We start from the raw sequence: 25547 nt of genomic DNA on the forward strand, positions 1-25547 counted from the left end.
GGAGCATCCGTTCCTTGAGAACTCAACAGCGTGCACTTGTCAAATGCCAAGTAACCTCGCCTCGGCTTCGGCTGGGGGAGATTCCTTTGGATCGAAGACCACTCTTTTTGGGTGGCATTGGATGAAGTCAGTTGATTTTGTCTCTTTGGTCAGTTTCGAACTCGCTGCGGCCTCGTTTTCCCGGGGTTGTATGCATTTTTTCTTTACGGAGAGTTTGATCCTGGCTCAGGATGAACGCTGGCGGCGTGCTTAACACATGCAAGTCGAACGATGAACCCTTAGCTTGCTTTGGGGGATTAGTGGCGAACGGGTGAGTAACACGTGAGCAACCTGCCCTTCACTCTGGGATAAGCGCTGGAAACGGCGTCTAATACTGGATATGAGACGCAACCGCATGGTTAGTGTTTGGAAAGATTTTTTGGTGGAGGATGGGCTCGCGGCCTATCAGCTTGTTGGTGAGGTAATGGCTCACCAAGGCGTCGACGGGTAGCCGGCCTGAGAGGGTGACCGGCCACACTGGGACTGAGACACGGCCCAGACTCCTACGGGAGGCAGCAGTGGGGAATATTGCACAATGGGCGGAAGCCTGATGCAGCAACGCCGCGTGAGGGATGACGGCCTTCGGGTTGTAAACCTCTTTTAGCAGGGAAGAAGCGTGAGTGACGGTACCTGCAGAAAAAGCGCCGGCTAACTACGTGCCAGCAGCCGCGGTAATACGTAGGGCGCAAGCGTTATCCGGAATTATTGGGCGTAAAGAGCTCGTAGGCGGTCTGTCGCGTCTGCTGTGAAATCCCGAGGCTCAACCTCGGGCCTGCAGTGGGTACGGGCAGACTAGAGTGCGGTAGGGGAGATTGGAATTCCTGGTGTAGCGGTGGAATGCGCAGATATCAGGAGGAACACCGATGGCGAAGGCAGATCTCTGGGCCGTAACTGACGCTGAGGAGCGAAAGGGTGGGGAGCAAACAGGCTTAGATACCCTGGTAGTCCACCCCGTAAACGTTGGGAACTAGTTGTGGGGTCCTTTCCACGGATTCCGTGACGCAGCTAACGCATTAAGTTCCCCGCCTGGGGAGTACGGCCGCAAGGCTAAAACTCAAAGGAATTGACGGGGACCCGCACAAGCGGCGGAGCATGCGGATTAATTCGATGCAACGCGAAGAACCTTACCAAGGCTTGACATACACGAGAACGGGCCAGAAATGGTCAACTCTTTGGACACTCGTGAACAGGTGGTGCATGGTTGTCGTCAGCTCGTGTCGTGAGATGTTGGGTTAAGTCCCGCAACGAGCGCAACCCTCGTTCTATGTTGCCAGCACGTTATGGTGGGAACTCATGGGATACTGCCGGGGTCAACTCGGAGGAAGGTGGGGATGACGTCAAATCATCATGCCCCTTATGTCTTGGGCTTCACGCATGCTACAATGGCCGGTACAAAGGGCTGCAATACCGTGAGGTGGAGCGAATCCCAAAAAGCCGGTCCCAGTTCGGATTGAGGTCTGCAACTCGACCTCATGAAGTCGGAGTCGCTAGTAATCGCAGATCAGCAACGCTGCGGTGAATACGTTCCCGGGTCTTGTACACACCGCCCGTCAAGTCATGAAAGTCGGTAACACCTGAAGCCGGTGGCCTAACCCTTGTGGAGGGAGCCGTCGAAGGTGGGATCGGTAATTAGGACTAAGTCGTAACAAGGTAGCCGTACCGGAAGGTGCGGCTGGATCACCTCCTTTCTAAGGAGCATCTGACACTTTCGGGTGTCCAGAACCCAGGTCGAATCCGAATGTGGTTCGCTGGGGCTCATGGGTGGAACGTTTGACATGGCATCAGCGCAGTTTGTTTCTCTGAGTACGCCGTTCGCGGTGGGAAAGGGGGGATGGGTGAGCGGGGTGTCTGCACGCTGTTGGGTCCTGAGGGACCGGATGTGAGTCCGTTCCTCTGGGCCTCTTGCTGTCTTCCTTTGTGGGAGGTGGGGAGGGGTGCCGCCCGTACTTTGAGAACTACACAGTGGACGCGAGCATCTTCGACATGGCCCTTTGGGGTTGTGTCGTTTTGATGATCTTAAAGATCATTAGTCAATTTCGAATTTTTCGATTCTTGATGAACTCATGTGATTTCAAGTCTTTAAGAGCAAACGGTGGATGCCTTGGCATCTGGAGCCGAAGAAGGACGTAGCAATCTGCGATAAGCCTCGGGGAACTGATAAGCGAGTTTTGATCCGAGGATGTCCGAATGGGGAAACCCCGCTGGGCGGCGTGCCGACCTAGTGACTCCCGCCTGAATATATAGGGCGGGTAGAGGGAACGTGGGGAAGTGAAACATCTCAGTACCCACAGGAAGAGAAAGCAACCGCGATTCCGTTAGTAGTGGCGAGCGAAACCGGATCAGGCTAAACCGGGTGTGTGTGATAGCCGGCAGGCGTTGCATGCTCGGGGTTGTGGGACATACCTGATTTTTCTGCCGAAGGATCGACGTGACAGAAGCGTATAGACGAACGGTCTTGAAAGGCCGGTCATAGAGGGTGCCAACCCCGTAGTCGAAATGCGTGTTCTGGCGTGGTGTGTATCCCAAGTAGCACGGGGCCCGAGAAATCCCGTGTGAATCTGTCAGGACCACCTGATAAGCCTAAATACTCCCAGATGACCGATAGCGGACAAGTACCGTGAGGGAAAGGTGAAAAGTACCCCGGGAGGGGAGTGAAATAGTACCTGAAACCGTTTGCTTACAAACCGTTGGAGCACCCCTGGTAGGTGTGACAGCGTGCCTTTTGAAGAATGAGCCTGCGAGTTAGTGATATGTGGCGAGGTTAACCCGTGTGGGGTAGCCGTAGCGAAAGCGAGTCTGAATAGGGCGTTTTAGTCGCATGTCCTAGACCCGAAGCGAAGTGATCTATCCATGGCCAGGCTGAAGCGACGGTAAGACGTCGTGGAGGGCCGAACCCACTTAGGTTGAAAACTGAGGGGATGAGCTGTGGATAGGGGTGAAAGGCCAATCAAACTTCGTGATAGCTGGTTCTCTCCGAAATGCATTTAGGTGCAGCGTTGCGTGTTTCTTGCCGGAGGTAGAGCTACTGGATGGCCGATGGGCCCTACAAGGTTACTGACGTCAGCCAAACTCCGAATGCCGGTAAGTGAGAGCGCAGCAGTGAGACTGTGGGGGATAAGCTTCATAGTCGAGAGGGAAACAACCCAGACCACCAACTAAGGTCCCTAAGCGCGTGCTAAGTGGGAAAGGATGTGGAGTTGCTCAGACAACCAGGAGGTTGGCTTAGAAGCAGCCACCCTTGAAAGAGTGCGTAATAGCTCACTGGTCAAGTGATTCCGCGCCGACAATGTAACGGGGCTCAAGCACGCCACCGAAGTTGTGGCATTGACATTATTGGTAGGCCTTCGTGGTCCAGCCGTGTTGATGGGTAGGAGAGCGTCGTGTGGCGAGTGAAGCGGCGGTGTGAACCAGCCGTGGACGCTACACGAGTGAGAATGCAGGCATGAGTAGCGAAAGACGTGTGAGAAACACGTCCTCCGGAAGACCAAGGGTTCCAGGGTCAAGCTAATCTTCCCTGGGTAAGTCGGGACCTAAGGCGAGGCCGACAGGCGTAGTCGATGGACAACGGGTTGATATTCCCGTACCGGCGAAGAACCGCCCAAGCTAATCCAGTGGTGCTAAGCGCCCAAACCAGTGCATCGTCACCTTCGGGTGGCACCGTGCTGGGGAGCGCGCGACCCCATGCTGGTGCGGCTAGCGTATTAACAGGTGTGACGCAGGAAGGTAGCCCAAGCCAGGCGATGGTTGTCCTGGTGCAAGTGCGTAGGCCGAACGGTAGGCAAATCCGCCGTTCATGCAGGCTGAGACACGATGCGGATGAAAAGTGGGTGATCCTATGCTGCCGAGAAAAGCATCGACGCGAGGTTCTAGCTGCCCGTACCCCAAACCGACTCAGGTGGTCAGGTAGAGAATACCAAGGAGATCGAGAGAATCGTGGTTAAGGAACTCGGCAAAATGCCCCCGTAACTTCGGGAGAAGGGGGGCCATCCACTTATTAGGATTTACTCCGAAAGGGTGTGGTGGCCGCAGAGACTAGTGGGTAGCGACTGTTTACTAAAAACACAGGTCCGTGCCAAGTCGCAAGACGATGTATACGGACTGACGCCTGCCCGGTGCTGGAAGGTTAAGAGGACGGGTTAGCTTCGGCGAAGCTCAGAATTTAAGCCCCAGTAAACGGCGGTGGTAACTATAACCATCCTAAGGTAGCGAAATTCCTTGTCGGGTAAGTTCCGACCTGCACGAATGGCGTAACGACTTCCCAACTGTCTCAACCGCGAACTCGGCGAAATTGCATTACGAGTAAAGATGCTCGTTACGCGCAGCAGGACGGAAAGACCCCGTGACCTTTACTACAGCTTGGTATTGGTGTTCGGTGTGGCTTGTGTAGGATAGGTGGGAGACTTTGAAGCGTGGACGCCAGTTCATGTGGAGTCATTGTTGAAATACCACTCTGGTCACTCTGGATATCTAACTTCGAACCGTGATCCGGTTCAGGGACAGTGCCTGGTGGGTAGTTTAACTGGGGCGGTTGCCTCCCAAAGAGTAACGGAGGCGCCCAAAGGTTCCCTCAACCTGGTTGGCAATCAGGTGTCGAGTGTAAGTGCACAAGGGAGCTTGACTGTGAGACTGACAGGTCGAGCAGGGACGAAAGTCGGGACTAGTGATCCGGCAGTGGCTTGTGGAAGCGCTGTCGCTCAACGGATAAAAGGTACCTCGGGGATAACAGGCTGATCTTGCCCAAGAGTCCATATCGACGGCATGGTTTGGCACCTCGATGTCGGCTCGTCGCATCCTGGGGCTGGAGTAGGTCCCAAGGGTTGGGCTGTTCGCCCATTAAAGCGGTACGCGAGCTGGGTTTAGAACGTCGTGAGACAGTTCGGTCCCTATCCGCTGCGCGCGTAGGAAGTTTGAGAGGATCTGACCCTAGTACGAGAGGACCGGGTTGGACGAACCTCTGGTGTGCCAGTTGTTCCGCCAGGAGCACCGCTGGTTAGCTACGTTCGGGATGGATAACCGCTGAAAGCATCTAAGCGGGAAGCCGGCCTCAAGATGAGACTTCCATCACCTTCGGGTGGAGAGGCTCCCAGCCAGACTACTGGGTTGATAGGCCAGATGTGGAAGCACGGTAACGTGTGCAGCTGACTGGTACTAATAAGCCGATGACTTGATAACACACCGTTCTTGGTGCTTGCGTCCACTTTGTGGTTCTCGACGTATGGTCGGGAACCACACAACATCTTGTGTTGTGTGTATGACTGAAACGTCAATAGTGTTTCGGCGGCCATAGCGTGAGGGAAACGCCCGGTCACATTCCGAACCCGGAAGCTAAGCCTCACAGCGCCGATGGTACTGCAGGGGGGACCCTGTGGGAGAGTAGGACACCGCCGGACTCCCTTTACGGAATGGCCACCCAGAGATGGGTGGCCATTCTGCGTTAACCGCGGGCGCAGCATCGACCTCCGCCGCTGCGCGGCGGGATTCTCTGCTCCGCCCTGCGGCATCGGATGCCTGTCGAGGTGGCGGGCCACCCGCCCGCTCACGTCGTCGCGAGGCGCGACGCGTCGGGCGCGTCACGGCGGGCGCGTCACGGCGTTCTGCGCCGGCGCCCGCCGGGCGTCGGCGGACCCCGTCTGAGCAGAGCTGGCGTATTCTATGAATGTGCATGTCGTCGTAAGCGCTTCTCCGGCGCGTCAGGAGGTCGTCGGCGCTCTCGTCGCCGGCTGCAGAGGCTGACTCCTCGACCGGTGACGGATCCCGTCGCCGGTGGCTCGTCTGTCTCTGGGCACCGCCTCGCCGCCGTGGATCTCATGATCCATGGTCATCTTCGCGGCATCACCGGATGCCGCCTCGCATCTCTCACGAAAGCACCGACATGCTCTCTGTCACCGAGCGCGAGATCCGCGCATCCTTCGTCAACGCCTCCCGCAAGGAGGCCTCGTCGCTGACCCTTCCGCCGTCGTTCGACGAGGTCGACTTCGGTCGGCTCGACTATCTCGGCTGGACCGATCCGAAGCTGCCCCGGCGTGCTTACGTCGTCGCCCCAGGACCGGAGGGTCCGATCGGGGTGCTCCTGCAACACGCCGAGCAGCGATTCCGCGCCAAGGTCCAGTGCTCCTGGTGCGAGGATGTCACGCTGCGCAACGACGTCCAGTTCTTCTCGGCGCGCAAGGCCGGTGCCGCCGGTCGCAACGGCGGGACGATCGGCACGCTTCTCTGCACGAACTTCGGCTGTTCCGCGAGCGTGCGGCGCCTTCCTCCTCTCGCCTACGAGGGATATGACCAGGAGGCGGCGCGGGATCTGCGGATCCTGCGGTTGCAGGAGCACGTGCAGGGGTTCATTCGCGAGCTCGGCTGACGACGCGCTGGGGCTCGTCTCACCCCGCCCGACGGACGCCGAGCCGGGGCACATCAGATCCTGGGCGTTCGAGGCGGCGGAGTGCGGCGATCCCCGTCGGCTCCGACCGCCTCGAACGCGGACGCCAGGCGGAGCAGCGCGCTGTCGTCGTAGGCGCGCCCGATGAAGGTCAGCCCGATCGGCATGCCGATGTCCGAGAGGAGGCCCATCGGCACGGTCACGCTGGGGATCCCGAGATGGCGCATGGCCAGGTTGCCGTTGGCGATCCAGGTGCCGTTGCGCCATCCCCGGTCGGCCGAGGTCTCGTTTCGGTCCATGTCGGCGGGGCCCACGTCGGCGACCGCGGGGAAGACCACGGCATCGAGGCCGATGCCGTCCATCCAGCCCTCGAGGTCGCGGCGCCGGGTCTCCTCGAGGCAGGCGAGTCCGGCGGGAAGCTCCGGCATGTCGGTCATCTCCGTTGCCGGGTGCGCGCGCACCCAGCCGGGGTACTCGGCGATGTCGTCGTCGAAGCCGGCGTAGCGGTCGGGGAGTGCGCCCTCGGGGTGGGGGAAGATCGTCGCCCCGTCGATCTCCGCGAGCGTGCGCAGCGCCGGATCGCCATTGGCCTGAAGGAAGTCCTCCCATGCCCAGGCGGAGAGGTCGACGATCTCGCGGCGGAGGAACTCGGGCGAGACGAGACCCCTGGTCGCGATGGTCGGCGCCCCCGGCCGGTCGCCCTCGTAGTTCGAGACGACGGGAAAGTCGACCTCGATGACCTCGGCGCCGGCGCGTTCCAGATCGGCGCGTGCGGCCTCCCAACGCGCGAGGACGGACGGGCGCGTCTCGATCCGTCGCCCGGTCGGCCCGCCGATGCCAGGACGCTCCGCCGTGCCCGCTTCGGGATCGGCGTTGACGTACATCCGTGGGACGCCGATCCGTCGTCCGGCGAGGACCTCGGCGCCGTGCGTGGCGTCGGGTGCTCCGAGCGCCGGGTAGGAGTCTGGGCGCACCGCCGAGGCGGTGGGCAGGCTGATCCACGGCTGGGCGCGCCAGAAGTCGCCGCGGGTGTCGGCGTCGTCGGCGACGATGACGTCGAGGACCTCCAGCAGGTCGGCCATGGTCCTGGTGTGCGGCACGACGACGTCCATCGTGGGGACGAGCGGCCAGTTCCCTCGCACGGAGATCACTCCGCGTGAGGGGGTGTACGCGCAGAGTGCGTTGTTGGTCGCGGGCCCCCGCCCGCTCGACCAGGTCTCCTCGGCGAGACCGAACGCGCCGAAGCTCGCCGCCGTGGCGGTGCCAGAGCCGTTGGAGGAGCCGGAGGCGAACGGCGCGGTGAGAAACGCGGCGTTGTACGGGCTCTCGGCGCGCCCGTAGACCCCGCGCTGCATGCCCCCGTTCGCCATGGGCGGCATGTTCGTGAGCCCGAGGCAGACGGCCCCTCCCGCGCGCAGCCGCTCGATCGTGAAGGCGTCGCGCTGGGCGACGAGCGCGGCAAAGGCCGGTGAGCCCGCGGCGGCGGTGAGCCCGCGGACGAGATAGCTGTCCTTGGCGGTGTAGGGGATCCCGTCGAGCGGGCCCCGTGTCGTATCCCGGGCACGGCGCTCGTCGGAGGCGGCCGCTTCGGAACGGGCCGCGGGGTTCCGCACGACGACGGCGTTCAGCGCCGTGGCGGTGTCGGGCTCGTCGTAGGCGTCGATCCGGGCGAGGTAGGCATCCACCAGTTCGACGGAGGTGGTCTCTCCGCTCTCGAGGGCCGTGCGGAGGCGCGCGATGGGGGCCTCGACGACATCGAACACGGTCATGCTCCGATCGGGGTCAGGGCGGGCTGCTGCTGCGTGATGCAGTGGATGCCCCCGCCGCGGTCGAAGAGCGGGCGGGCATCGACAGTCACCACGCGGCGACCGGGGTAGGCCTCGGCGAGGACGGACCGCGCTCGGGCGTCGGCCTGCGCATCGCCGAAGCCACAGGCCACGACGCCGTCGTTCGCCACGAGATGGTTGACGTAGCTCCAGTCCACGAACCCGTCGGCGTCGCGGAGGGTCGGAGGCGCGGGCAGCTCCACGATCTCGAAGCTCCGGCCCCCGGCATCGGTCTGGGCCGCGAGCTCCGCGCGCAGCGCGGCTGTCACCGCATGGTCGGGGTGCGCGGCGTCGGGCTGGGAGTGCAGCAGGACGCGTCCCGGGGACGGGATCGTCGCAACGATGTCGACGTGCCCGTTGGTGCCGAGGTCGTCGTAGTCCCGGGTGAGGCCGCGGGAGAGCCAGACCGCCTTCGAGGCGCCGATCGTCCTGCCCAGCTCCGCCTCCACCCTTGCCCGGTCGAGAAAGGGGTTGCGGCGCGGATCGAGCTGCACCGTCTCCGTCAGCAGCACGGTCCCCTCGCCGTCGACGTGGATGCCTCCGCCCTCGTTCACGAGCGTCGAGCTGACCAGCTCGGCGCCGGTCTCCGCGGCGACGATCCTGGCGTGCTCGGCCGCGCATCCCCACTCAGCCCAGTCGGGGGAGCCCCAGCCGTTGAAGACCCAGTCCACCGCCCCGAGCACACCGGGGCGCTCGGGGTCGAGCACGAAGGTCGGACCCGAGTCCCGCATCCAGAACTCGTCGACCGGCGCCTCGACGATCGTGATGTCCGAGGACAGCATCCGTCGGGCGCGGGTGAGCTCCGACGGGTCGACGAGGATCGACACGGGCTCGAACTCGGCGACGGCATGAGCCACCGCGGTCCAGGTCGCGTAGCCCTCGTCGCGGAGGACGTCGGTGTCGCCGAGGGTCAGGCCCTCCGCCGGGAACGCCATCCAGGTGCGGGCGTGCGGCGTGGTCTCGGACGGCATTCGCCAGGACATGCGATCTCCTCGTCGGCGCGACGTTCATTGTTGAACGCTCGATCAATAGGCGATAGGCTACCTAGCCATGAAGACCTCGTCAAGGGGAACGGGCCGGCGCATGGCCCCGGAGGCCCGCGAGCGGGCGATCAGGGAGGCTGCGATCGCCGTGGCGCGGGAGGACGGCATCGCCGGGCTCACGATGCGCACGATCGCCGCCCGTGCAGGGGTGACCCCGGCGCTCGTCGCCCACTACCGGCCGAGTATGGACGCCTTCGTCGCGGAGGTGTTCGGGGCGATCGTCTCCGCGGAGCGGGTCGAGGTGTTCGGTGCACTGGACGGCACGACCGGCATGCGGGAACGGCTCGCCGCGGTGGTGGAGACGCTGCTCGACCCGAGGCGGGACGACGTGACCCTGGTCTGGGTCCAGGCATGGGCCGCGGGCTTCCGCAACGAGGAGCTCGCCGCGCGGGTGCGAGACGAGATGGACGTGTGGCGTCAGGGCCTGGAGGCGGTGCTCGTCGAGGGCGCGGAGACGGGGGAGATCCCGCCGTCACAGATCGGCGTCGCCGCCTGGCTGCTGCTCGCGATGGTCGACGGGATGAACGCGCACTCGCTCGTGGGCTGGGCGCCCGATGACCGTGTCGCCCTCGCTCGCCGCATGCTCGCCGCTGCCCTCGACCACCGCTGACCCCATGGCGCTTCCGCTCCCGTCGCGATATCTGTCGCCATTCGCGGCGGGCAGCGACAGATATCGAGACGGGAGCAGCGAGCCGTGTCGAGCGAGCGCCCGTCCCGGCTCAGTCGTCCTGACCGCCGGGGGCTCGCAGGTAGGCGATGTGCGCGGCGTGCCGGGTCAGGTGGTTCTGCGAACGACGGACGAACAGCCAGGCGACTACGAGGATCGCGAACCAGACCGGGGTCACCAGGAGAGCGGTCAGCGTGTCCGGCTGGGTCGTGAGCGCCCAGAGCACGAACAGGAAGAACGCGAGGACGACGAAGACCATGACGATGCCGCCGGGCAGCTTGTAGGCCGAGGCCGCCGCGAGCTCGGGGCGCTTCCGGCGGTAGGCGAGGTAGCTCAGCAGGAAGATCGTCCAGACGAACATGAAGCAGACGGCGGACACGGTCGTCACCATGTCGAAGGCCGTGCCGATGTCCTTGCCCGCGTACAGCAGGACGACGCCGGACAGCAGCAGGATGCAGGAGAGGAAGAGCGCGTTCTGCGGCACCTTCCGCTTCGAGAGCCTGCCGAAGATCCGGGGCGCGTCGCCGTCCTGGGCGAGCCCGAAGACCATCCGCGAGGTCGAGTAGATCCCGGAGTTCGCGCTCGACATCGCCGAGGTGAGCACCACGAGGTTCACGACCACGGCCGCGATCCCGAGTCCGGCGAGCGCGAACATCGCGATGAAGGGGCTCTCGCCGGCCTTGTACTCGGTCCATGGCGTGACCGCCATCAGCACGACCAGCGCGCCGACGTAGAAGAGCATCACTCGGATCGGGATCGCGTTGATCGCCTTCGGGAGGTTGCGGCGCGGGTTCTTCGTCTCGGCGGCGGCGGTGCCCACGAGCTCGATGCCGACGAACGCGAACACGGCGATCTGGAACCCCGCGACGAAGCCCATGAACCCATGCGGGAACATCCCGCCGTGGTCCCAGAGGTTCGCGAAGCTCGCCTGGCCTGCGGGGTGCTGGAAACCGGTGAAGATGAGGTACAGGCCGGTGAGGATGAGCGCCACGATCGCCACGATCTTGATGAGCGCGAACCAGAACTCCACCTCGCCGAAGGCCGCCACGGTGGGCAGGTTCAAGGCGAGAAGGATCAGGATGACCAGCAGGCCCGGCACCCACAGCGGAATGCCGGGGATCAGCACCTGGGTGTAGCCCGCGATCGCGATCACGTCGGCGACCCCCGTGACCACCCAGCAGAACCAGTACGTCCAGCCGGTGAAGAAGCTGGCCCAGGGACCCAGAAGGTCACCGGCGAAGTCGCTGAAGGACTTGTACTTCAGGTTCGAGAGCAGCAGCTCTCCCATCGCCCGCATGACGAAGAACAGCATGAAGCCGATGATCATGTAGACGAAGATCACCGACGGCCCCGCGACCGAGATCGTCTTGCCGCTGCCCATGAACAGCCCCGTGCCGATCGCCCCGCCGATCGCGAGGAGCTGGATGTGCCGGTTGCTCAGCGCGCGCTGGAGATGCGCCTCGCCGGTCTCCCCGGCGATCCCGTCAGCCCCACCGCCGACTTTTCGAACATCGCTCATGTCGTTGTCCCCCCTCGTCTTCCTTGACCGTCGTCACTGTACTGCATCGTCGGCGCCACGCCGCCGCGCGAGCCGCCGGCGGGTCAGAGGCGGGTCGGGCCCGGAGCGGGCGGCGGGTCAGGCCCGGAGCAGCTCGACGCAGGCGGCCGTGTCGGAGACGACGATCTGCGGCGGATAGAGGGACATGACCCGCAACGCGGCGGCGTGGTTCTCGGGGGAGGAACCGGCGCAGGCGTCGGCGGCGACCGTGATCCGGCCGCCGGCGTCCGCTCCGGCGAGCGCCGTGGAGATCACGCAGCAGTCGGTGGAAACCCCGGCCAGGACGACGGGGGCGCCGCCGGTGGCCTCCTCGAGCTCCTGGCCCCACTTGCCGAAGGTCGGCCGGTCCAGCGTCGGGTGAGCGGAGAGCGTCTCGGCCTCGGGGACCAGGGCGAAGAGCGGGTCGTCGTCCGACTGGTCGGCGAAGGGCCAGGCGGCGAAGTAGTCGCCCCAGGACGTCGTCCGGTCGGCGGTCGGCAGCCAGCGCGTCACGAGCACGCGGCCGTCCGCCGCGTCGGCGAGGCGCCGGATGCGGGTGAGCGCGGCATCGAACAGCGGCGCTCCCCAGGGGGAGTCCGGTGCGGCGAAGATGTGCTGCGGGTCGATGACGACGAGCCAGGGCGGCGCTGTCGCCGTCGCGGTCATCGCTCCTCCTGCCGGCGGATCCGGCCCGCGCGGGCGAACCAGGCGACGACGAAGGAGAGCGCGAGGGCGAAGAAGACGCCGAGGTTCGCGTACGCCCATTCGCCGTCCTTGCCGCCGACGAGGAACAGCAGATAGCCCTGCCAGTTGTTCCACGGCGCCGCGTCGGCGAAGGTGTTCACCACGAAGCCCCAGCCGATCGCCGAGGCCCCCGCCATGGTGACGATCGAGGTCAGGTCCCAGGCACCGTAGCGTCCCCGGGGGTCGAACAGCGCCTCCTCGTCGTAGTCGCGGCGGCGGCGCAGGATGTCGGCGATGAGGATGCCCGCCCAGGACGCCATGGGCACGCCGAGCGTGATGAGGAACGACTGGAACGGCCCGATGAAGCTCGTCGCGAAGAAGACCACGAAGATCGTGCCCGCTGTGAGGATGACGCCGTCGACCGCCGCGGCGGCCGGCCGGGGGATGCGGATGCCGAGGCTCAGCAGGGTGAGCCCCGACGAGTAGATGCCGAGCACCGCCCCCGAGACGAGGGTGAGGATCGCGACGACGAGGAACGGGAAGAGCGCCCATGTCGGAAGGAGTGAGGCGAGCGCGCCGATCGGGTCGCCGCCGACCGCGGCGGCGAGCTGCTCGTCGGAGCCGGCCAGCAGCAGACCGAAGAACACCAGGACGACGGGGGCGACCGAGCCGCCGATCGTGTTCCAGGCGACGATCTGCGCGTCCGAGGCGGTGCGCCGCTGATACCGCGACCAGTCGGCGGCGATGTTGATCCAGCCCAGGCCGAACCCGGTCATGACCATCACGAGCGCGCCGATGGTCTGTGCGAAGGTGCCGTCCGGGCGGGAGAAGGCGGTCGTCCAATCGATGTGCTGGAAGGTGAGCACGAGGAACAGGAGCGTGAAGCCGCCGGTGAGCCAGGTGAGGATCGACTGCAGCCGCATGATCGTGTGATAGCCGAGGACCGAGGCCCCGACGATGAGGGCCGCGACGAGCACGGTCGCGATGACCTTGACCAGCACGTCGCCGTCCGCGCCGACCCAGCCCAGGGTATGCAGGACCGTGGTCGTGGCGAGGACGGCGGTGATCGCGAGCGAGGTCTCCCATCCGATGGAGGTGAGCCAGGAGACGACGCCGGGGACCTTCTGTCCCCGGACTCCGAATGCCGCGCGCGACAGCACCATCGTGGGCGCGGACCCGCGTTTCCCGGCGATCGCGATCAGGCCGCAGAGGAAGAACGAGACAGCGATCCCGACGACCGCGACCACCGTCGCCTGCCAGAGGGAGATCCCGAACCCGAGGAGGAACGAGCCGTACGACATCCCGAACACCGAGACGTTCGCCGCGAACCACGGCCAGAAGAGATCGCGCGGACGGGCGGTGCGGTCGGACTCGGGGATGATCTCGATCCCCGCGCGTTCGATCAGGGCGGGCGTCGCCGGGCCCGGGGTCTCGGACGTCTGCGTCATGGGTGCCTCCGGAGAAGGGACGAGGAGCCGCCGTCATGGCGGTTGGCTCCATCCTGGCACCGGCGGGGCCGGGACGGGCGATGGATCGCCTCGCCGTCTCCCGCTGCGGCCTTTCACCCGGCTGAGGATCTGACGGATGGCGGGGAGCCGTGTGCCGGATCCTCTGCCATTCGGGGAACCCTCATGCATCCGTCGCGGGGCAGACGCCGGCGGAGGGGTCGCGCGGGGTGGAGACGACGAGGTCAGACGGCGAAGAAGGAACGGGCGACGCGTGAGAGGTCGTGCAGGTCGCTGACCCCCGCGAGCTCCCGTGCCGAGTGCATCGAGAGGATCGGGATGCCCACGTCGACCGTGCGGATCCCGAGCCGGGTGGCGGTGATCGGCCCGATCGTCGAACCGCAGGGCACGCCGTTGTTCGAGACGAACTCCTGCGACGAGACTCCCGCCGCCTCGCACCATGCGTGCCAGGCGGCGGCGCCGACGGCGTCGGTCGCATAGCGCTGGTTGGCGTTGATCTTGAGGATCGGTCCCGAGCCCAGCACCGGCTGCACGACGGGATCGTGCTTGCCCGCATAGTTGGGGTGCACCGAGTGGCCGACGTCGCTGGAGAGGCACCAGGACGCGGCGTAGGCGCGGCGGAGGTCCGTGGCGTCGCCGCCGAGCCCCGCCGTGATGCGCTCCAGCACGTCCGCCAGGATCGGGCCCGCGGCGCCGGAGCGGGAGCCGGAGCCCAGCTCCTCATGGTCGAACGCGGCGAGCACCGGGATCCGGTCGCCCTCGAACGGCTGCTCGGCGAGCTCGGTGAGCGCGATGACCCCGGCGTGGACCGAGGCGAGGTCGTCCAGGCGGCCGCTCGCGAAGAACGCGTCGTCCTTGCCGAAGACCGCGCCCTGGGCGGTGTCGGCGACCACGGCGTCGAAGCCGCGGATCGCACGCGGGTCGACGCCCGCTGCGTCCGCGAGCTCGGCGAGGAGGTCCGCGTCGGCGGGGTCGCCGAGCCCCCACACCGGCTGCGTCTCGTACTGCTTGTCGAGGCTGAGGCCGTTGTTCGCGCCGCGATCGAGGTGGATCGCGAGCTGGGGGAGGCGAAGCAGCGGGCCGGTGGCGGCGAGCGCGACCCGTCCGTCGGCGAGCACGAGGCGGCCGGCGAGACGCAGCTCGCGGTCGAGCCACGAGTTCAGCAGTGGACCGCCGTACACCTCGACCCCGGCCTGCAGCCACCCCTTGGCCCCCGTGGTCGGCTGCGGCTTGAGCTTGAACCCGGGGGAGTCCGTGTGCGCGCCGAGGATGTGGAAGGGCGTGGTCGGGGCGGCGCCCGCGGGGACGGCCCAGGCGATCGCCGCGCCGTCGCGCACGACCACGAACCGCCCTCCCGCCTGTGTCGGCCAGGCCGCGGCCTCGTCGAGCCGGGTGAACCCGACGGCCTCGAGCCGACGGGCGACCTCCTCCGCGGCGTGGTAGCTCGACGGCGACGCCGTCACGAAGTCGGCAAGGTCCTCGGCGTGGGCGAGAGCGGCGGACGAGGGGGTCATCGAGAAAGGCCTTCCTGGCGACGGCGGGCACGGCTCCTTCGATCGTAGTCGGCGGAGTGCTTCGCCCATCCGGCAGGTCTCCCTGCCCGCACTTTCATTCTACCGGCGACCCGGGGGCTTGCGGCAAGGTCCCCTCCGCCCGTCAGAATGGGTGACTTCGCCGTGAGACCGGAGCCTTGATGTCACCTGATCAGAGCACGAATCCGTCCGTAGAGAACCCTGCCGCCTCGCCCTCGTCCGCCGCCCCTGCCGGGGTCGCATCGCCACCGTGGACCGCCCCGACGCCGACCCCCGCCGATTCCTCGATCTTCGCCCTGCCCACCGGCCTCGCCCGCAAGGCGGATCCGGCGGCGATCGCCGCGGACGAGGCCCGCCTTCAAGCGATCTCCGCCGCGCTGGCCACGGAGATCGACGCGCTCGGCGTCCGCATCGAGGAGCTGAGCGCCCAGTACGCCCGCCTCGGCCAGGAAGCCCTGGATCGCGACCTCGCCCTCCACCGCGCCACCGCCCGCCGTCAGGTGCTGCGGAGGTTCGGCGCCGACCTGTGCCTCGGCCGGATGGTCGGCCGCGACGATCCGGAGCCGGTGTACATCGGCCGGATCGGCCTGACCGCCCCCGACGGACGCCGGCTCCTCGTGGACTGGCGGGCGCCCGCCGCGGAGCCCTTCTTCGGCGCCACGCACGCCGACCCGCACGGGCTGGTCAGCCGCCGCCGCTACCGCTGGACCGATCGGCGTGTGACCGACTACTGGGACGAGGTCTTCGATGCCGATGCCCTGCGCGCGGCCGAGGCGGCCCACGCCGCGCTCGACGAGCAGTCCGCCTTCATCGCCAGCCTGGGGGCGAGCCGGTCGGCCCGGATGCGGGACGTGCTGAGCACGATCCAGGCGGACCAGGACGCGATCGTCCGCGCCTCGGCTCGGGGTGCGCTCGTGGTGGACGGCGGCCCGGGGACGGGCAAGACCGTCGTGGCGCTCCACCGTGCCGCTTATCTCATGCACGCGGAGCCCCGGCTCGGCCCAGGCGGCGGCGGGATGCTCTTCGTCGGCCCGCATCGCCCCTACCTCGCCTATGTCGAGGACGTGCTGCCGAGCCTGGGCGAGGACAGCGTGCGCGTCTGCACGCTCCCCGATCTCGTGCCGGAGGGACGCGACGGCGACGAGATGCCCGTCGAGACGGACCCCGAGGTCCTGAGGCTGAAGTCAGGAGGGCGCCTGCTCGACGCGGTGACCGCCGCGGTGCGCTACCACGAGCAGCCGCCGGAGACGCCGCTGCGCGTGGAGACGCCCTGGCGCGACCTGCGGGTGACGGCGGAGGACTGGGCCGACGCTTTCGACGCGGCCGAGTCCGGCACGCCCCACAACGAGGCGCGCGACGTCGTGTGGGACGCGCTGATCGGCGGGCTCGTCGAGGCATACGCGGACGACGACCTCCCCCCGCGGCAGCTCGACAGGGCCCTGCGGCAGAGCGGCGCTCTGCAGCGCGTGTTCGCCCGTGCCTGGCCGGTGCTGGACCCGGCCGGCGTCGTGGCCGACCTCTGGTCGGTCCCCGCGTACCTCCGCCTCTGCGCGCGCTGGCTCACGGAGGCAGAGCGCTCGGCGCTTCAGCGGACGGATCCCCGCGCCTGGACGCGGTCGGATCTCCCCTTCCTCGACGCCGCCCGCGACCTCATCGGCGACCCGTCCGCGCCGTCGTCCCGGCGGCGCGAGGAGGCGGTCACCGCGGAGGAGCGGGAGTACCGCGAGCGCGTGATCGACGAGCTCCTCGCCGCCGACGACGACCTCGAGAGCGCCGTGACCGGGTACTTCCGCGGGCCGGACGGCGAGGGCATGCGCGACGTGCTGCTGACCGAGGCCGCGCAGCTGCGGACGGCCCCGGACGCGCTCGCCGGGCCCTTCGCCCACCTGATCGTCGACGAGGCGCAGGAGCTGACCGACGCCGAGTGGCGCATGCTGCTGCGGCGGGTGCCGTCGCGCAGCCTCACGATCGTCGGCGACCGGGCGCAGGCCAGGCACGGGTTCCGTGAGAGCTGGCGTGAGCGTCTGGAGCGGATCGGGCTGAAGGACGTCCGCGAGACGACGCTGAGCATCAACTACCGGACCCCCGAGGAGGTGATGCAGGCTGCCGAGCCGGTGATCCGGGCCGTCCTTCCGGACGCCAACGTCCCGACGTCGGTCCGGCGCGGCGGCATCCCCGTCCGTCACGCCGCGACGGCGGAGCAGGACGCGATCCTGAGCGACTGGCTGTCCCGCGCCGACGAGGGGATCGCGTGTGTGATCGGCGGCGAGCCGTATCCGCATCCGCGGGTCCGTTCGCTCACACCGCAGACCGCGAAAGGGCTGGAGTTCGACCTCGTCGTTCTCGCGGACCCTGCCTCGTTCGGCGAGGGCGTGGAAGGAGCCGTCGACCACTATGTCGCGATGACGAGGGCCACCAGGGAGCTGGTGGTCCTCGACCGGTGAGGCGTACACGCCGGTCGGCGGCCCGACGATGGTCGGGAGCGAGCGGCCGGACGGAGGTCTCAGCCGGCGACGGCGCGCACGTGGCGCCAGGCCGGGCCTGCGAGGCGGGCGGAGAGCGCGGCGAAGTCCGTGACGCTGCGTCCGCCCGGCCAGTCCTCGGGCAGGAGCGAGGAAGGCAGCCCCGGATCGACGTACGGCAGCACGCGCCAGGCGTCGATGAGGCGCACGTAGTCCGCGAACGCGCGGGCGTCCCCGACGACCTCCGGGCCGGTGGCCCCTGCGGCCTCGGAGGGCAGGGAGGAGGCACCGCGAGACGGCTCCGTCTGCGAGCGGGCGAGGATCGGCGCGATCGCCGCCTGGAACCTCTCGTGCTCCTGGCGGAGCGCGTCGAGATCCCACCACGATCGCACGGCGGCGGGAAGGTCGGCGTCCATCGCGGCGCGGCGGAAGAGGGCCGTGAACGGGCGCGCGCCGAGCTGGTCCACGATCGACTGCGCCTCGTCGCCGAGATGGTCGGGGCAGATCCACAGCGCGGGGGAGACCATCCCGCATCCGATCCAGCGCAGTCTGCGGCGGAGCTGATGGCGCAGGTCGCGCCGGCTCTCCGGGACGGAGAAGGAGATGAGGCACCAGCCCTCTTCCAGCCGCATCTGCCTGACGGCGAAGATCCGTCGGTCGCCTCGTGCGAGCATCGGGAGGGCGGAGGGGACGAGCGCGTACCCGGTGCCCTGCCGTTGCTCGGCGCGGAGGAGCCCGTGCTGCTTCACGCGGGCGAGGGCGGTGCGCGTCCGGGTGGCGGGGACTCCGGTGTCCGCCATCAGCCGGACGAGGGTCGCCGTGGAGGACCAGCCGCCGAGCCTGCGGAGATACAGGCCGACGAGGGTGCGCAGGGTCGAGACGGCGCTGCCGGGGCGCGCATCGATGTCGTCCAGGAGGGCGTCGGACGGTGTCGGCAGCGTGTCGGGCGACGTGAGCGGCGCGGCGGAGGCGAGTCTCACGGCCGTGGCGACGTCGACAGGGGCCGTGCTCATGCGGCGAGCGCGTCGCGGACGGCGAGGATCCCGCGCAGCGTCTCGTCGTGCGAGGTGCTGAGCGGCGAGAGCCCGAGGCGGATCCCGTCCGGGAATCGGAAGTCGGGGATCACGCCGTCGGCCCAGAGCCGTGCGGTGACCGCGCGGAAGTCCGGATGGCCGATCGTCACGTGGCCTCCCCGGCGCTCCGCGTCGCGCGGGGTCAGCAGCCGCACGCCGAGCGGGGCGAGGAGAGCATCGTACGCCCGCACGACGAAGCCGGTGAGCGAGACGGACTTCCTGCGGACGGCCTCGATCCCGGCGTCGGCGATGAGGTCGAGCATGCCCTGCATCGCCAGCATCGACAGCACGGGCGGGGTGCCGCTGAGCAGTTGACGGATCCCGGCGGCCGGCGCGTACTCCGGGCCCATTGCGAAGACGTCGGCGGCGCTCCACCATCCCTGGATCGGCTGGCGGAGCGTCGCCTGGAGCCCCGCGCGGACGTAGCCGAAGGCGGGGGATCCCGGCCCTCCGTTGAGGTACTTGTACGTGCAGCCCACCGCGAGGTCCGCTCCGCAGGCGTCCAGGGCGAGCGGGACGACGCCGACCGAGTGGCAGAGGTCCCAGAGCACCAGGGCGCCGGCGGCGTGCGCCGTGGCGGTGATCCGGGCCATGTCCGCGAGCGCGCCGGAGCGGTAGTCGACGTGACTGAGCACGACGAGCGCCGTGCGTTCGCTCAGCACGTCGCGCAGGTCGTCGGCGGTGACGCCGTGGACGGGATCGGGCTCGACCCGCCGCACCGTGGCGCCGGCCTCGGCCGCCGCGCCGTCGGCGATGAACCGGTCGGTGGGGAAGTTGCCCGTCTCGATCACGATCTCGGTGCGGGCCGGATCGTGCGCGAGGGCCGCGCGGATGAGCTTGTACAGCAGCACGCTCGTCGAGTCGGCGACGATCGTCTGCCCGGCGGCGGCGCCGAGCGTCACCGCGCCGATGCGGTCGCCCAGGCGCATCGGCAGATCCATCCACTGCTCGTCCCAGGAACGGATGAGCCGCGTCCCCCAGTCCTCGCGCACGAACGCCGCGATCCGCTCCGGCATCGTGGCGAGCGGACGGCCGAGGGAGTTTCCGTCAAGGTAGGCCTCGACGCCCGGCGCCTCGGCGAACGCGGACAGATGGCGGGCGAGCGGATCGGCGGCGTCGAGGCGCCGGGCCTCGTCGCGCAGTGTCTCGGCGGAGGCGAGGGCCGGGACAGTGGCCGGGGCGTCAGAGGTCATCGGGGGCTCCTTCGGTGTCGGCGTCGGTGTCGGTGCGGCTCAGGCGTCGTGCGCGGGCGGGATCGCCTCCTGGCGCGAGCAGGAGCACGGCGTCGGCGGCGAGAGGGTCGGCGGGAGCGAGCGTGCGCAGCAGCGCTGTGCCCTCCACGCCGGCTTCACTCAGGGCGTCGAGCTCCTGGGTGCTGAGGTCGACCGGGATGTCCCCGTTGCCCATGTCGGTCCCGTAACGCACCGATCCGCCGGCGGCGTGGAAGCGACGGACGTTGTCGAGAGCGGCGCGGCGCGCCTCGCCCTCGTGGACCGCGAGGGTGGAGATCCATTCGATCTGCGTCGCGTGCACGGCGATCTCCTCGTCCGAGAGCCGTTCCGAGAACGGCGCATGGGCCAGCAGGTCCGCTCCGGCGCGGACCGCGCGCATGGCCTCGCCCCTGCCCTCGGCGTGCACGATCGCCGGGAGGCCCGCGGCGTGGGCGAGGCGGACGATCGTCCGCAGGAGCTCGTCGTCGAACACTGGGCCGGCGGTGCTGTTGGCGGCGACCTTGATCGCCGAGGCGCCCGCGGCGGCCATCTCGGCGACGGCGGCTGCCGCGGCCTCCGCGTCCGCGATCTCGCGCACGGATCCTGGGGGCGCCCAGGCGCGGTCGCTCGGATATCCGCCGGGCGGGGTGAGGAAGGCACCGGCGTAGGAGACGTCGCGACCGGCGGCGAGCGCCCGGATCCGATCCGGGGCAGCGCCGAGGTCGATGACATGGCCGAGCCGGCTCCCCTCCAGCGCCGCGGCGTCGACGAGCTCGAGGTGCACGTGATGGTCGGTCGGCAAGCCCAAGACCACGCCGTCGACCCGCGGGGTGCCGGAAGGGGCGGGCAGGGGGTCGAGCCGGAGTGCGCCGTCGTTCCGCCGGACCAGCTGGCCGTCGCGGATCCGCTCCCCGTCGAAGAACGAGACGGCCACGGCGGTGCACGCCGGGCCGGCGCCGTGCACGGCCTCGCGTGTCGGGGCGCCGGTCACTGTCCGATCTCCGTGCGCACGGCGTACAGCTCGGGGAAGAAGGTGAGGTCGAGCGCACGCTGGAGGAAGTCGACGCCGCTGGACCCGCCGGTGCCGGTCTTGCGGCCGATGGTCCTGGTCACCGTGCGCAGATGGCGGAAGCGCCAGAGCTGGAAGTTGTCCTCGACGTCGACGAGCTCCTCGCACGCCTCGTACAGCTCCCAGTGCCGATGCGGGTCCTCGTACACCTCGCGGAGCACGGGGACGAGGCCCTCGTGCATCCGATAGGGCTCGCGCACGTCGCGGTCGAGGATCTCTGCCGGCACGGGAAGATCACGTCGTGCGACGAGGCGCAGGAACTCGTCATAGAGCGTCGGGCGCTCCCACTCGGCGGTCAAGAGGGCGAGGTCGTCGGGCTGTGCGCGGAACACGCCCAGCATCCGCTCGTTCTTGTTGCCGAGCGCGAACTCCACCGCTCGGTACTGCACGGACTGGAATCCCGAGGAGTTGCCGAGCGCTCCGCGGAACTGCGCGTACTCGGTGGGGGTGAGCGTCGCCAGGACCGACCACTGCTGGGTCAGCACCTCCTGGATGTGCTTGACGCGGGCGATGTGCTTGAGCGCCGCACGCAGGTCGTCCTCCGCGAGACGGCTCCGTGCGGTGCCGAGCTCGTGCAGCACGAGCTTGAGCCAAAGCTCCGTCGTCTGGTGCTGGATGATGAACAGCAGCTCGTCGTGGTGCTCGGGGACGCTCACCGGATGCTGCGCCGACAGCAGGCGGTCGAGCTCGAGGTAGGAGCTGTAGGTCATCCGATCGCGGAGGTCGGTGACGATCCCCTCCTCGAGCGAGCGCTCGTTCCCGTGCGCGGCCATCCGTCCTCCTCGTCGTCGCGGTGTCGTGGCGGTGCCTCGAACATATCTCAACCATGGCGGTCGTCACGATAGTGAGATATACCTCAGGTCGCGGACAGGTTCGGAGCGGCGGGCGGGGGTAGACTCGTGGCCGGGCGATGCCACCCGTGCCGCGCCCTTCCGATCCGGCTCCCCGAGCCGACACCCAGCACGCCCTGAGGGGCGCGGACGCAGAGGCGGTGAGCGCGATGGCAGGTGATAGTACCGGCGCCGCCGTGCTGCGACGCCGTCCTGCCGCGCCCGGGGAGTCGCCCCGCGCGTAGCCTGCACCGAGGGATCTCCTCGACGTGCGAAGACGATCCGTCGTTTCCGGCCCGGTGGCGCCCTCCCTGGACGAGAACGGATATCGCGCGGCCGGACGGTCGCGCGCGCGAGGACGGATCGAAGAGATGGCCCTTATCGACAACGGCGTGTACGTCGCCGGCCGCCGGGTGGACGCGCCCGTGAACCTGGACGACACCTACCGCATCATGGACGCCCATGCCGGGCTCGCCTGGATTGGCCTGTATCGGCCGAGCCGTGAGGAGATCACCTCGGTCGCCGAGGAGTTCGGCCTGCATCCGCTCGCCGTGGAGGACGCATTGAGCGGGCACCAGCGCTCGAAGCTGGAGCGCTACGGCGACACGCTCTTCGCCGTGCTGCGGCCGGCACGCTACCGCGACGAGCAGGAGCATGTCGAGATCGGCGAGCTCCACCTCTTCGTCGGGCCCGACTTCGTGGTCACGATCCGTCACGCGGAGTCGCCGGACCTGGCGGCCGTGCGCCGGCGGATGGAGGCGAACCCCGAGCTGCTGGCGATGGGGCCGGAGGCGGTGCTCTACGCGATCCTGGACGAGGTCGTGGACGAGTACGAGCCGGTCGTGGCCGGCCTCGAGAACGACATCGACGAGATCGAGGACCAGCTCTTCGGCGACAGCGACGACGACGCGCTCTCGCGTCGCATCTACACCCTCTCCCGAGAGGTCATCGACCTGCAGCGCGCCGTGCACCCCCTCGCCGCGATGCTGGAGTCGCTGCGGCGGGGGTCGGAGAAGTACAACGTGGACGTCGAGCTCCGGCGCTCCCTGCGCGACGTGCTCGACCACGTCCTGCGCATCGACGAGCGCGTCGTCTCGTTCCGCGCGATCCTGGAGAACGCGCTGACCGTGCAGTCGGCGCTCGTCGCGCGGCGGCAGGCGGATGCGAGCCTCGCGCAGAACGACGAGATCAAGAAGATCTCGTCGTGGGCGGCGATCATCTTCGCGCCCACGCTGGTGGGCACGATCTACGGGATGAACTTCGACGACATGCCCGAACTGCATCTGCCCTTCGGCTACCCGGCCGCGCTTCTGGCGATGCTCGGCTTCGCCGTCGGGCTGTTCGGGATCTTCAAGTACAAGAAGTGGCTCTGAGCCCGACGCGTCGCACGCTCAGCGCGAAGGGGACCCGCCGAGGACGACCCCTTCGCGACGGGGGTCGGCGCCCCCGAGCCATCCGGAGTCGCCCGAGCGGATGATCGCAGAGGCACCCGAGGTCTGGGCGGTCGTCGAGACGGTGTGGCCTCTCGCGATGAGCTCGGCGATCACCGCCTGCCCCGCCGGGCCGGCGACGAGCGGATGCTCGCCCCCGACGCCGGTGGTGGGCGTGTTCCCGGCGCCGAAGTTCACCATCGAGATGGCCTGCTGCGGGTCCATCCCCCAGTCGGTCATCCCGACGATCGCCTTCACCACGTACTGGATGATCACGGAGCCGCCGGGGGAGCCGACCGCCCCGATCACCCGATCGCGCGCGCCGTCCGCGGTGAGATCGAAGAGCAGGGTCGGCGACATCGAGCTGCGCGGGCGCTTCCCGCCCTCCAGCCGGTTGGCCACGGGAGTGCCTGCCTCGTCCGTCGGCGTCGCGGAGAAGTCGGTCAGCTCGTTGTTGAGGATGATGCCGGTGTCGGTCATGTGGTAGCTGCCGAAGGCGGACTCGATCGTCGTGGTCATCGCGGCGACGTTGCCGAAGCGGTCGGCCACGGTGATGTGGCTCGTGCCGTGCTCCGGCGTGTCCGCGTTCCCGCCGATCCCGGGGAAGTCACCGGGCCGGGCCGTGCCCATCGAGTGTTCCCGGTCGATGAGGGCGGCGCGCGAGGAGAGGTAGGACGGAGCCAGGAGCGCGTCGGACGAGCCGCCGGGAAGCGGCACGAAGTCGGGGTCGGCGACGTAGGCGTTGCGGTCGGCGTAGGCGAGACGCTCGGCCTCGCTGACGAGGTGGATCGCCTGCGAACGGGGGATGCCGCCGTCCGTCGTCTTGTCGGCGGGACCGAGATCCGAGAGGTCGAAGGACGCCAGGATCCCCAGCGTCTGCGCGACGGCGATGCCGCCGGACGAGGGCGGCGGCATGCTGCAGAGCCCGCGATCCCGGTACCGTTCGCAGAGCGGATCGCGTTCGACGGCCCGGTAGGAGGCGAGATCGTCGAGCGTCATCTTTCCCGGCGTGCGCTCGCCCGACGGCGCGGTGACGCTGTCGACGATGCTCTGCGCGATGTCGCCGGTGTAGAACGCATCTGCGCCCTCCTTCGCGATCGCCGACAGCGTCGCGGCGTAGGCGGGGTTCTTCAGCAGCGTGCCGGCGGGCTGGGGTTCCCCGTCCTCGGTGAGGAGGTAGCGGCTCATCTCCGCGTCGAGGAGGACGCTCTGACGCTCCGCGTCGATGGCGCCGGCCAGACGGGGGCTGATCCGGAATCCGTCCTCGGCCAGCCCGATCGCGGGAGAGAAGCCCTCGGCCCAGGGCTTCTTCCCGTACGCGCCGTGCACCGCCTCCAGGAGCCGCAGCGTCCCCGGCACGCCGATCGCGCGTCCCGAGGCGCGGGCAGACGGGAGCGGCTCCTGCTGCGCGGTGTCGGCGATCCAGCGGAGATCGTTCTCTGTCGCGGCGGCGGGCGCCGTCTCCCGTCCGTCATAGGCGGTGACGGCTCCGCTCGCGGCGTCGTAGTAGAGGGCGAAGGCCCCTCCGCCGATCCCCGAGGACTGCGGCTCGACGAGGCCGAGCACCATCTGCGCCGCGACGAGGGCATCGGCCGCGGTGCCGCCGTCCTGAAGGACCTGGCATGCCGTCGCGCTCGCCACGGGGTTCGCCGTGACGGCGACATAGTCCTGCACAGCGGCCGCCCTTATGCCGGAGCGATAACCGGAGGACTGCTCGGGGGCGGTCGAGGCGTCGGCGTCACTGGAGGCGGGCGCGGAGGGGGCTGCCGTCCCGATCTCGGACGGCACGGCGCACGACCCGGCGCCCGCGGTCGGCGGCGTCGAGTCGTCCGTTCCGCCCGTGCAGCCGACGAGGAGGGCGGGCAGAGCCAGGACGGCCACACCGGCGGCGACCAGCGGGCGAGCGGAACGGAAGGCCATGGATGTTTTCTCCCTCTGCGGTGGTGTTCGTCGAATCCGGGTCCAGCCGCGGCCATGCTGACTCATCGCCTCATCGTGGTCCTGGCTCATGTCGGACCGTGACCAAACCGTTGCCGCGCGGTCCCGGGATTCCGCGCTCCCGAGCGGGTGGCCCGCTCGGGGCGGACGCAGAGGAGGAGGCCGGTCTCCGTCACGGTGCGCGTTCCTCGCGAGGGATGCCGCGGAACGAGGCGGGGCCGGGCGGGCCGCCTCAGGCCGAGTGCCGAGGCGGCCCGCAGGGGAGTCGAGGCGGCCCGAGGGGAGAGGAATCGGGCGGGTGCGGAAGGTGAACAGTGGGCGAACTGCCCGAGTCGAGCGCACACCTCGGACCGCGCGTTTGAGAGGG

The 25547-nt window shown here is 68.2% G+C and carries 15 protein-coding genes and 3 rRNA genes; 7 read left to right on the forward strand and 11 right to left on the reverse strand.

The window, feature by feature from the left end:
* Window positions 1-202 precede the first annotated feature (202 nt).
* From ACP15J_RS12465 to ACP15J_RS12480, 4 genes are all read left to right on the forward strand, one after another.
* Window positions 203-1727 (forward strand): 16S ribosomal RNA (locus ACP15J_RS12465).
* Between the two features lie 381 nt (window positions 1728-2108).
* Window positions 2109-5211 (forward strand): 23S ribosomal RNA (locus ACP15J_RS12470).
* Between the two features lie 101 nt (window positions 5212-5312).
* Window positions 5313-5429: ribosomal RNA gene (rrf, locus tag ACP15J_RS12475) — 5S ribosomal RNA — on the forward strand.
* Together the 16S, 23S and 5S rRNA genes form the textbook arrangement of a ribosomal RNA operon.
* 482 nt (window positions 5430-5911) lie before the next feature.
* A complete protein-coding gene (locus ACP15J_RS12480; RefSeq protein ID WP_424937683.1) occupies window positions 5912-6394 on the forward strand; it encodes an FBP domain-containing protein in 483 nt (160 codons plus the stop codon).
* Between the two features lie 53 nt (window positions 6395-6447).
* Here the strand turns inward: ACP15J_RS12480 and ACP15J_RS12485 are convergent, their stop codons facing one another.
* A complete protein-coding gene (locus ACP15J_RS12485) occupies window positions 6448-8181 on the reverse strand; it encodes an amidase (protein WP_424937682.1) in 1734 nt (577 codons plus the stop codon).
* Window positions 8178-9221, reverse strand: a complete 1044-nt coding sequence (locus tag ACP15J_RS12490) for an agmatine deiminase family protein (RefSeq protein WP_424937681.1) — start codon at window positions 9219-9221, stop codon at window positions 8178-8180. The genes ACP15J_RS12485 and ACP15J_RS12490 overlap by 4 nt, the downstream gene beginning before the upstream one ends.
* 67 nt (window positions 9222-9288) lie before the next feature.
* Here ACP15J_RS12490 and ACP15J_RS12495 point away from each other — a divergent pair, with 67 nt between their 5' ends.
* Window positions 9289-9891 (forward strand): TetR/AcrR family transcriptional regulator, encoded by a 603-nt coding sequence (locus ACP15J_RS12495; protein WP_424937680.1) that lies wholly within the window; start codon window positions 9289-9291, stop codon window positions 9889-9891.
* A 109-nt stretch (window positions 9892-10000) separates the two neighbouring features.
* On the opposite strand, the gene cycA is transcribed toward ACP15J_RS12495, so the two are convergent.
* The 4 genes from cycA to ACP15J_RS12515 form a co-directional block, all read right to left on the reverse strand.
* The gene (gene cycA, locus ACP15J_RS12500; RefSeq protein ID WP_424937679.1) at window positions 10001-11467 is read right to left on the reverse strand and encodes a D-serine/D-alanine/glycine transporter; all 1467 of its coding nucleotides are present in this window, start codon (window positions 11465-11467) and stop codon (window positions 10001-10003) included.
* 117 nt (window positions 11468-11584) lie between these two features.
* Window positions 11585-12151 carry a cysteine hydrolase family protein gene (locus ACP15J_RS12505; RefSeq protein WP_424937678.1) on the reverse strand — a complete coding sequence of 189 codons (567 nt, stop codon included), beginning with the start codon at window positions 12149-12151 and terminating at the stop codon, window positions 11585-11587.
* The gene (locus ACP15J_RS12510; RefSeq protein WP_424937677.1) at window positions 12148-13617 is read right to left on the reverse strand and encodes a purine-cytosine permease family protein; all 1470 of its coding nucleotides are present in this window, start codon (window positions 13615-13617) and stop codon (window positions 12148-12150) included. Before ACP15J_RS12510 ends, ACP15J_RS12505 begins: the two co-directional genes overlap by 4 nt.
* A 242-nt stretch (window positions 13618-13859) precedes the next feature.
* Entirely contained in the window at window positions 13860-15149 is a 1290-nt protein-coding gene (locus tag ACP15J_RS12515; protein ID WP_424937676.1) for a M18 family aminopeptidase, read from the reverse strand.
* 179 nt (window positions 15150-15328) lie between these two features.
* Here ACP15J_RS12515 and helR point away from each other — a divergent pair, with 179 nt between their 5' ends.
* On the forward strand, window positions 15329-17611 hold the full coding sequence (helR, locus tag ACP15J_RS12520) for an RNA polymerase recycling motor ATPase HelR (protein ID WP_424937675.1): 2283 nt from the start codon (window positions 15329-15331) through the stop codon (window positions 17609-17611).
* A 59-nt stretch (window positions 17612-17670) separates the two neighbouring features.
* On the opposite strand, the gene ACP15J_RS12525 is transcribed toward helR, so the two are convergent.
* The 4 genes from ACP15J_RS12525 to ACP15J_RS12540 are packed head-to-tail and all read right to left on the reverse strand — an operon-like array spanning window position 17671 to window position 21755.
* Window positions 17671-18642, reverse strand: coding sequence for a PaaX family transcriptional regulator C-terminal domain-containing protein (locus ACP15J_RS12525; protein ID WP_424937674.1), 972 nt, complete (start codon window positions 18640-18642; stop codon window positions 17671-17673).
* Window positions 18639-19895 (reverse strand): kynureninase, encoded by a 1257-nt coding sequence (locus tag ACP15J_RS12530; protein ID WP_424937673.1) that lies wholly within the window; start codon window positions 19893-19895, stop codon window positions 18639-18641. Before ACP15J_RS12530 ends, ACP15J_RS12525 begins: the two co-directional genes overlap by 4 nt.
* Window positions 19885-20904 carry a hypothetical protein gene (locus ACP15J_RS12535; protein WP_424937672.1) on the reverse strand — a complete coding sequence of 340 codons (1020 nt, stop codon included), beginning with the start codon at window positions 20902-20904 and terminating at the stop codon, window positions 19885-19887. Before ACP15J_RS12535 ends, ACP15J_RS12530 begins: the two co-directional genes overlap by 11 nt.
* Window positions 20901-21755: a tryptophan 2,3-dioxygenase gene (locus ACP15J_RS12540; protein WP_424937671.1), complete on the reverse strand. Its 855-nt coding sequence runs from the start codon at window positions 21753-21755 to the stop codon at window positions 20901-20903. Before ACP15J_RS12540 ends, ACP15J_RS12535 begins: the two co-directional genes overlap by 4 nt.
* Before the next feature lie 428 nt (window positions 21756-22183).
* On the opposite strand from ACP15J_RS12540, the gene ACP15J_RS12545 reads away from it, so the two are divergent.
* Window positions 22184-23185 carry a magnesium and cobalt transport protein CorA gene (locus ACP15J_RS12545; protein WP_424937670.1) on the forward strand — a complete coding sequence of 334 codons (1002 nt, stop codon included), beginning with the start codon at window positions 22184-22186 and terminating at the stop codon, window positions 23183-23185.
* 18 nt (window positions 23186-23203) lie between these two features.
* Here the strand turns inward: ACP15J_RS12545 and ggt are convergent, their stop codons facing one another.
* A complete protein-coding gene (ggt, locus tag ACP15J_RS12550) occupies window positions 23204-25162 on the reverse strand; it encodes a gamma-glutamyltransferase (RefSeq protein ID WP_424937669.1) in 1959 nt (652 codons plus the stop codon).
* Window positions 25163-25547 lie beyond the last annotated feature (385 nt).

Origin of the sequence: Microbacterium sp. S308A+ (assembly GCF_049800815.1) — a bacterium.
Taxonomy (GTDB): domain Bacteria; phylum Actinomycetota; class Actinomycetes; order Actinomycetales; family Microbacteriaceae; genus Microbacterium.

Excerpts from the sequence above, each read along its gene's own strand:
- ACP15J_RS12480 (WP_424937683.1), top strand. The coding sequence starts at position 5,912 with ATGCTCTCTGTCACCGAGCGCGAGATCCGCGCATCCTTCGTCAACGCC.
- ACP15J_RS12495 (WP_424937680.1), top strand. The coding sequence starts at position 9,289 with ATGAAGACCTCGTCAAGGGGAACGGGCCGGCGCATGGCCCCGGAGGCC.
- ACP15J_RS12515 (WP_424937676.1), bottom strand. The coding sequence starts at position 15,149 with ATGACCCCCTCGTCCGCCGCTCTCGCCCACGCCGAGGACCTTGCCGAC.
- helR (WP_424937675.1), top strand. The coding sequence starts at position 15,329 with ATGTCACCTGATCAGAGCACGAATCCGTCCGTAGAGAACCCTGCCGCC.
- cycA (WP_424937679.1), bottom strand. The coding sequence starts at position 11,467 with ATGAGCGATGTTCGAAAAGTCGGCGGTGGGGCTGACGGGATCGCCGGG.
- ACP15J_RS12545 (WP_424937670.1), top strand. The coding sequence starts at position 22,184 with ATGGCCCTTATCGACAACGGCGTGTACGTCGCCGGCCGCCGGGTGGAC.
- ggt (WP_424937669.1), bottom strand. The coding sequence starts at position 25,162 with ATGGCCTTCCGTTCCGCTCGCCCGCTGGTCGCCGCCGGTGTGGCCGTC.
- ACP15J_RS12505 (WP_424937678.1), bottom strand. The coding sequence starts at position 12,151 with ATGACCGCGACGGCGACAGCGCCGCCCTGGCTCGTCGTCATCGACCCG.
- ACP15J_RS12510 (WP_424937677.1), bottom strand. The coding sequence starts at position 13,617 with ATGACGCAGACGTCCGAGACCCCGGGCCCGGCGACGCCCGCCCTGATC.
- ACP15J_RS12490 (WP_424937681.1), bottom strand. The coding sequence starts at position 9,221 with ATGTCCTGGCGAATGCCGTCCGAGACCACGCCGCACGCCCGCACCTGG.
- ACP15J_RS12530 (WP_424937673.1), bottom strand. The coding sequence starts at position 19,895 with ATGACCTCTGACGCCCCGGCCACTGTCCCGGCCCTCGCCTCCGCCGAG.
- ACP15J_RS12485 (WP_424937682.1), bottom strand. The coding sequence starts at position 8,181 with ATGACCGTGTTCGATGTCGTCGAGGCCCCCATCGCGCGCCTCCGCACG.
- ACP15J_RS12525 (WP_424937674.1), bottom strand. The coding sequence starts at position 18,642 with ATGAGCACGGCCCCTGTCGACGTCGCCACGGCCGTGAGACTCGCCTCC.
- ACP15J_RS12540 (WP_424937671.1), bottom strand. The coding sequence starts at position 21,755 with ATGGCCGCGCACGGGAACGAGCGCTCGCTCGAGGAGGGGATCGTCACC.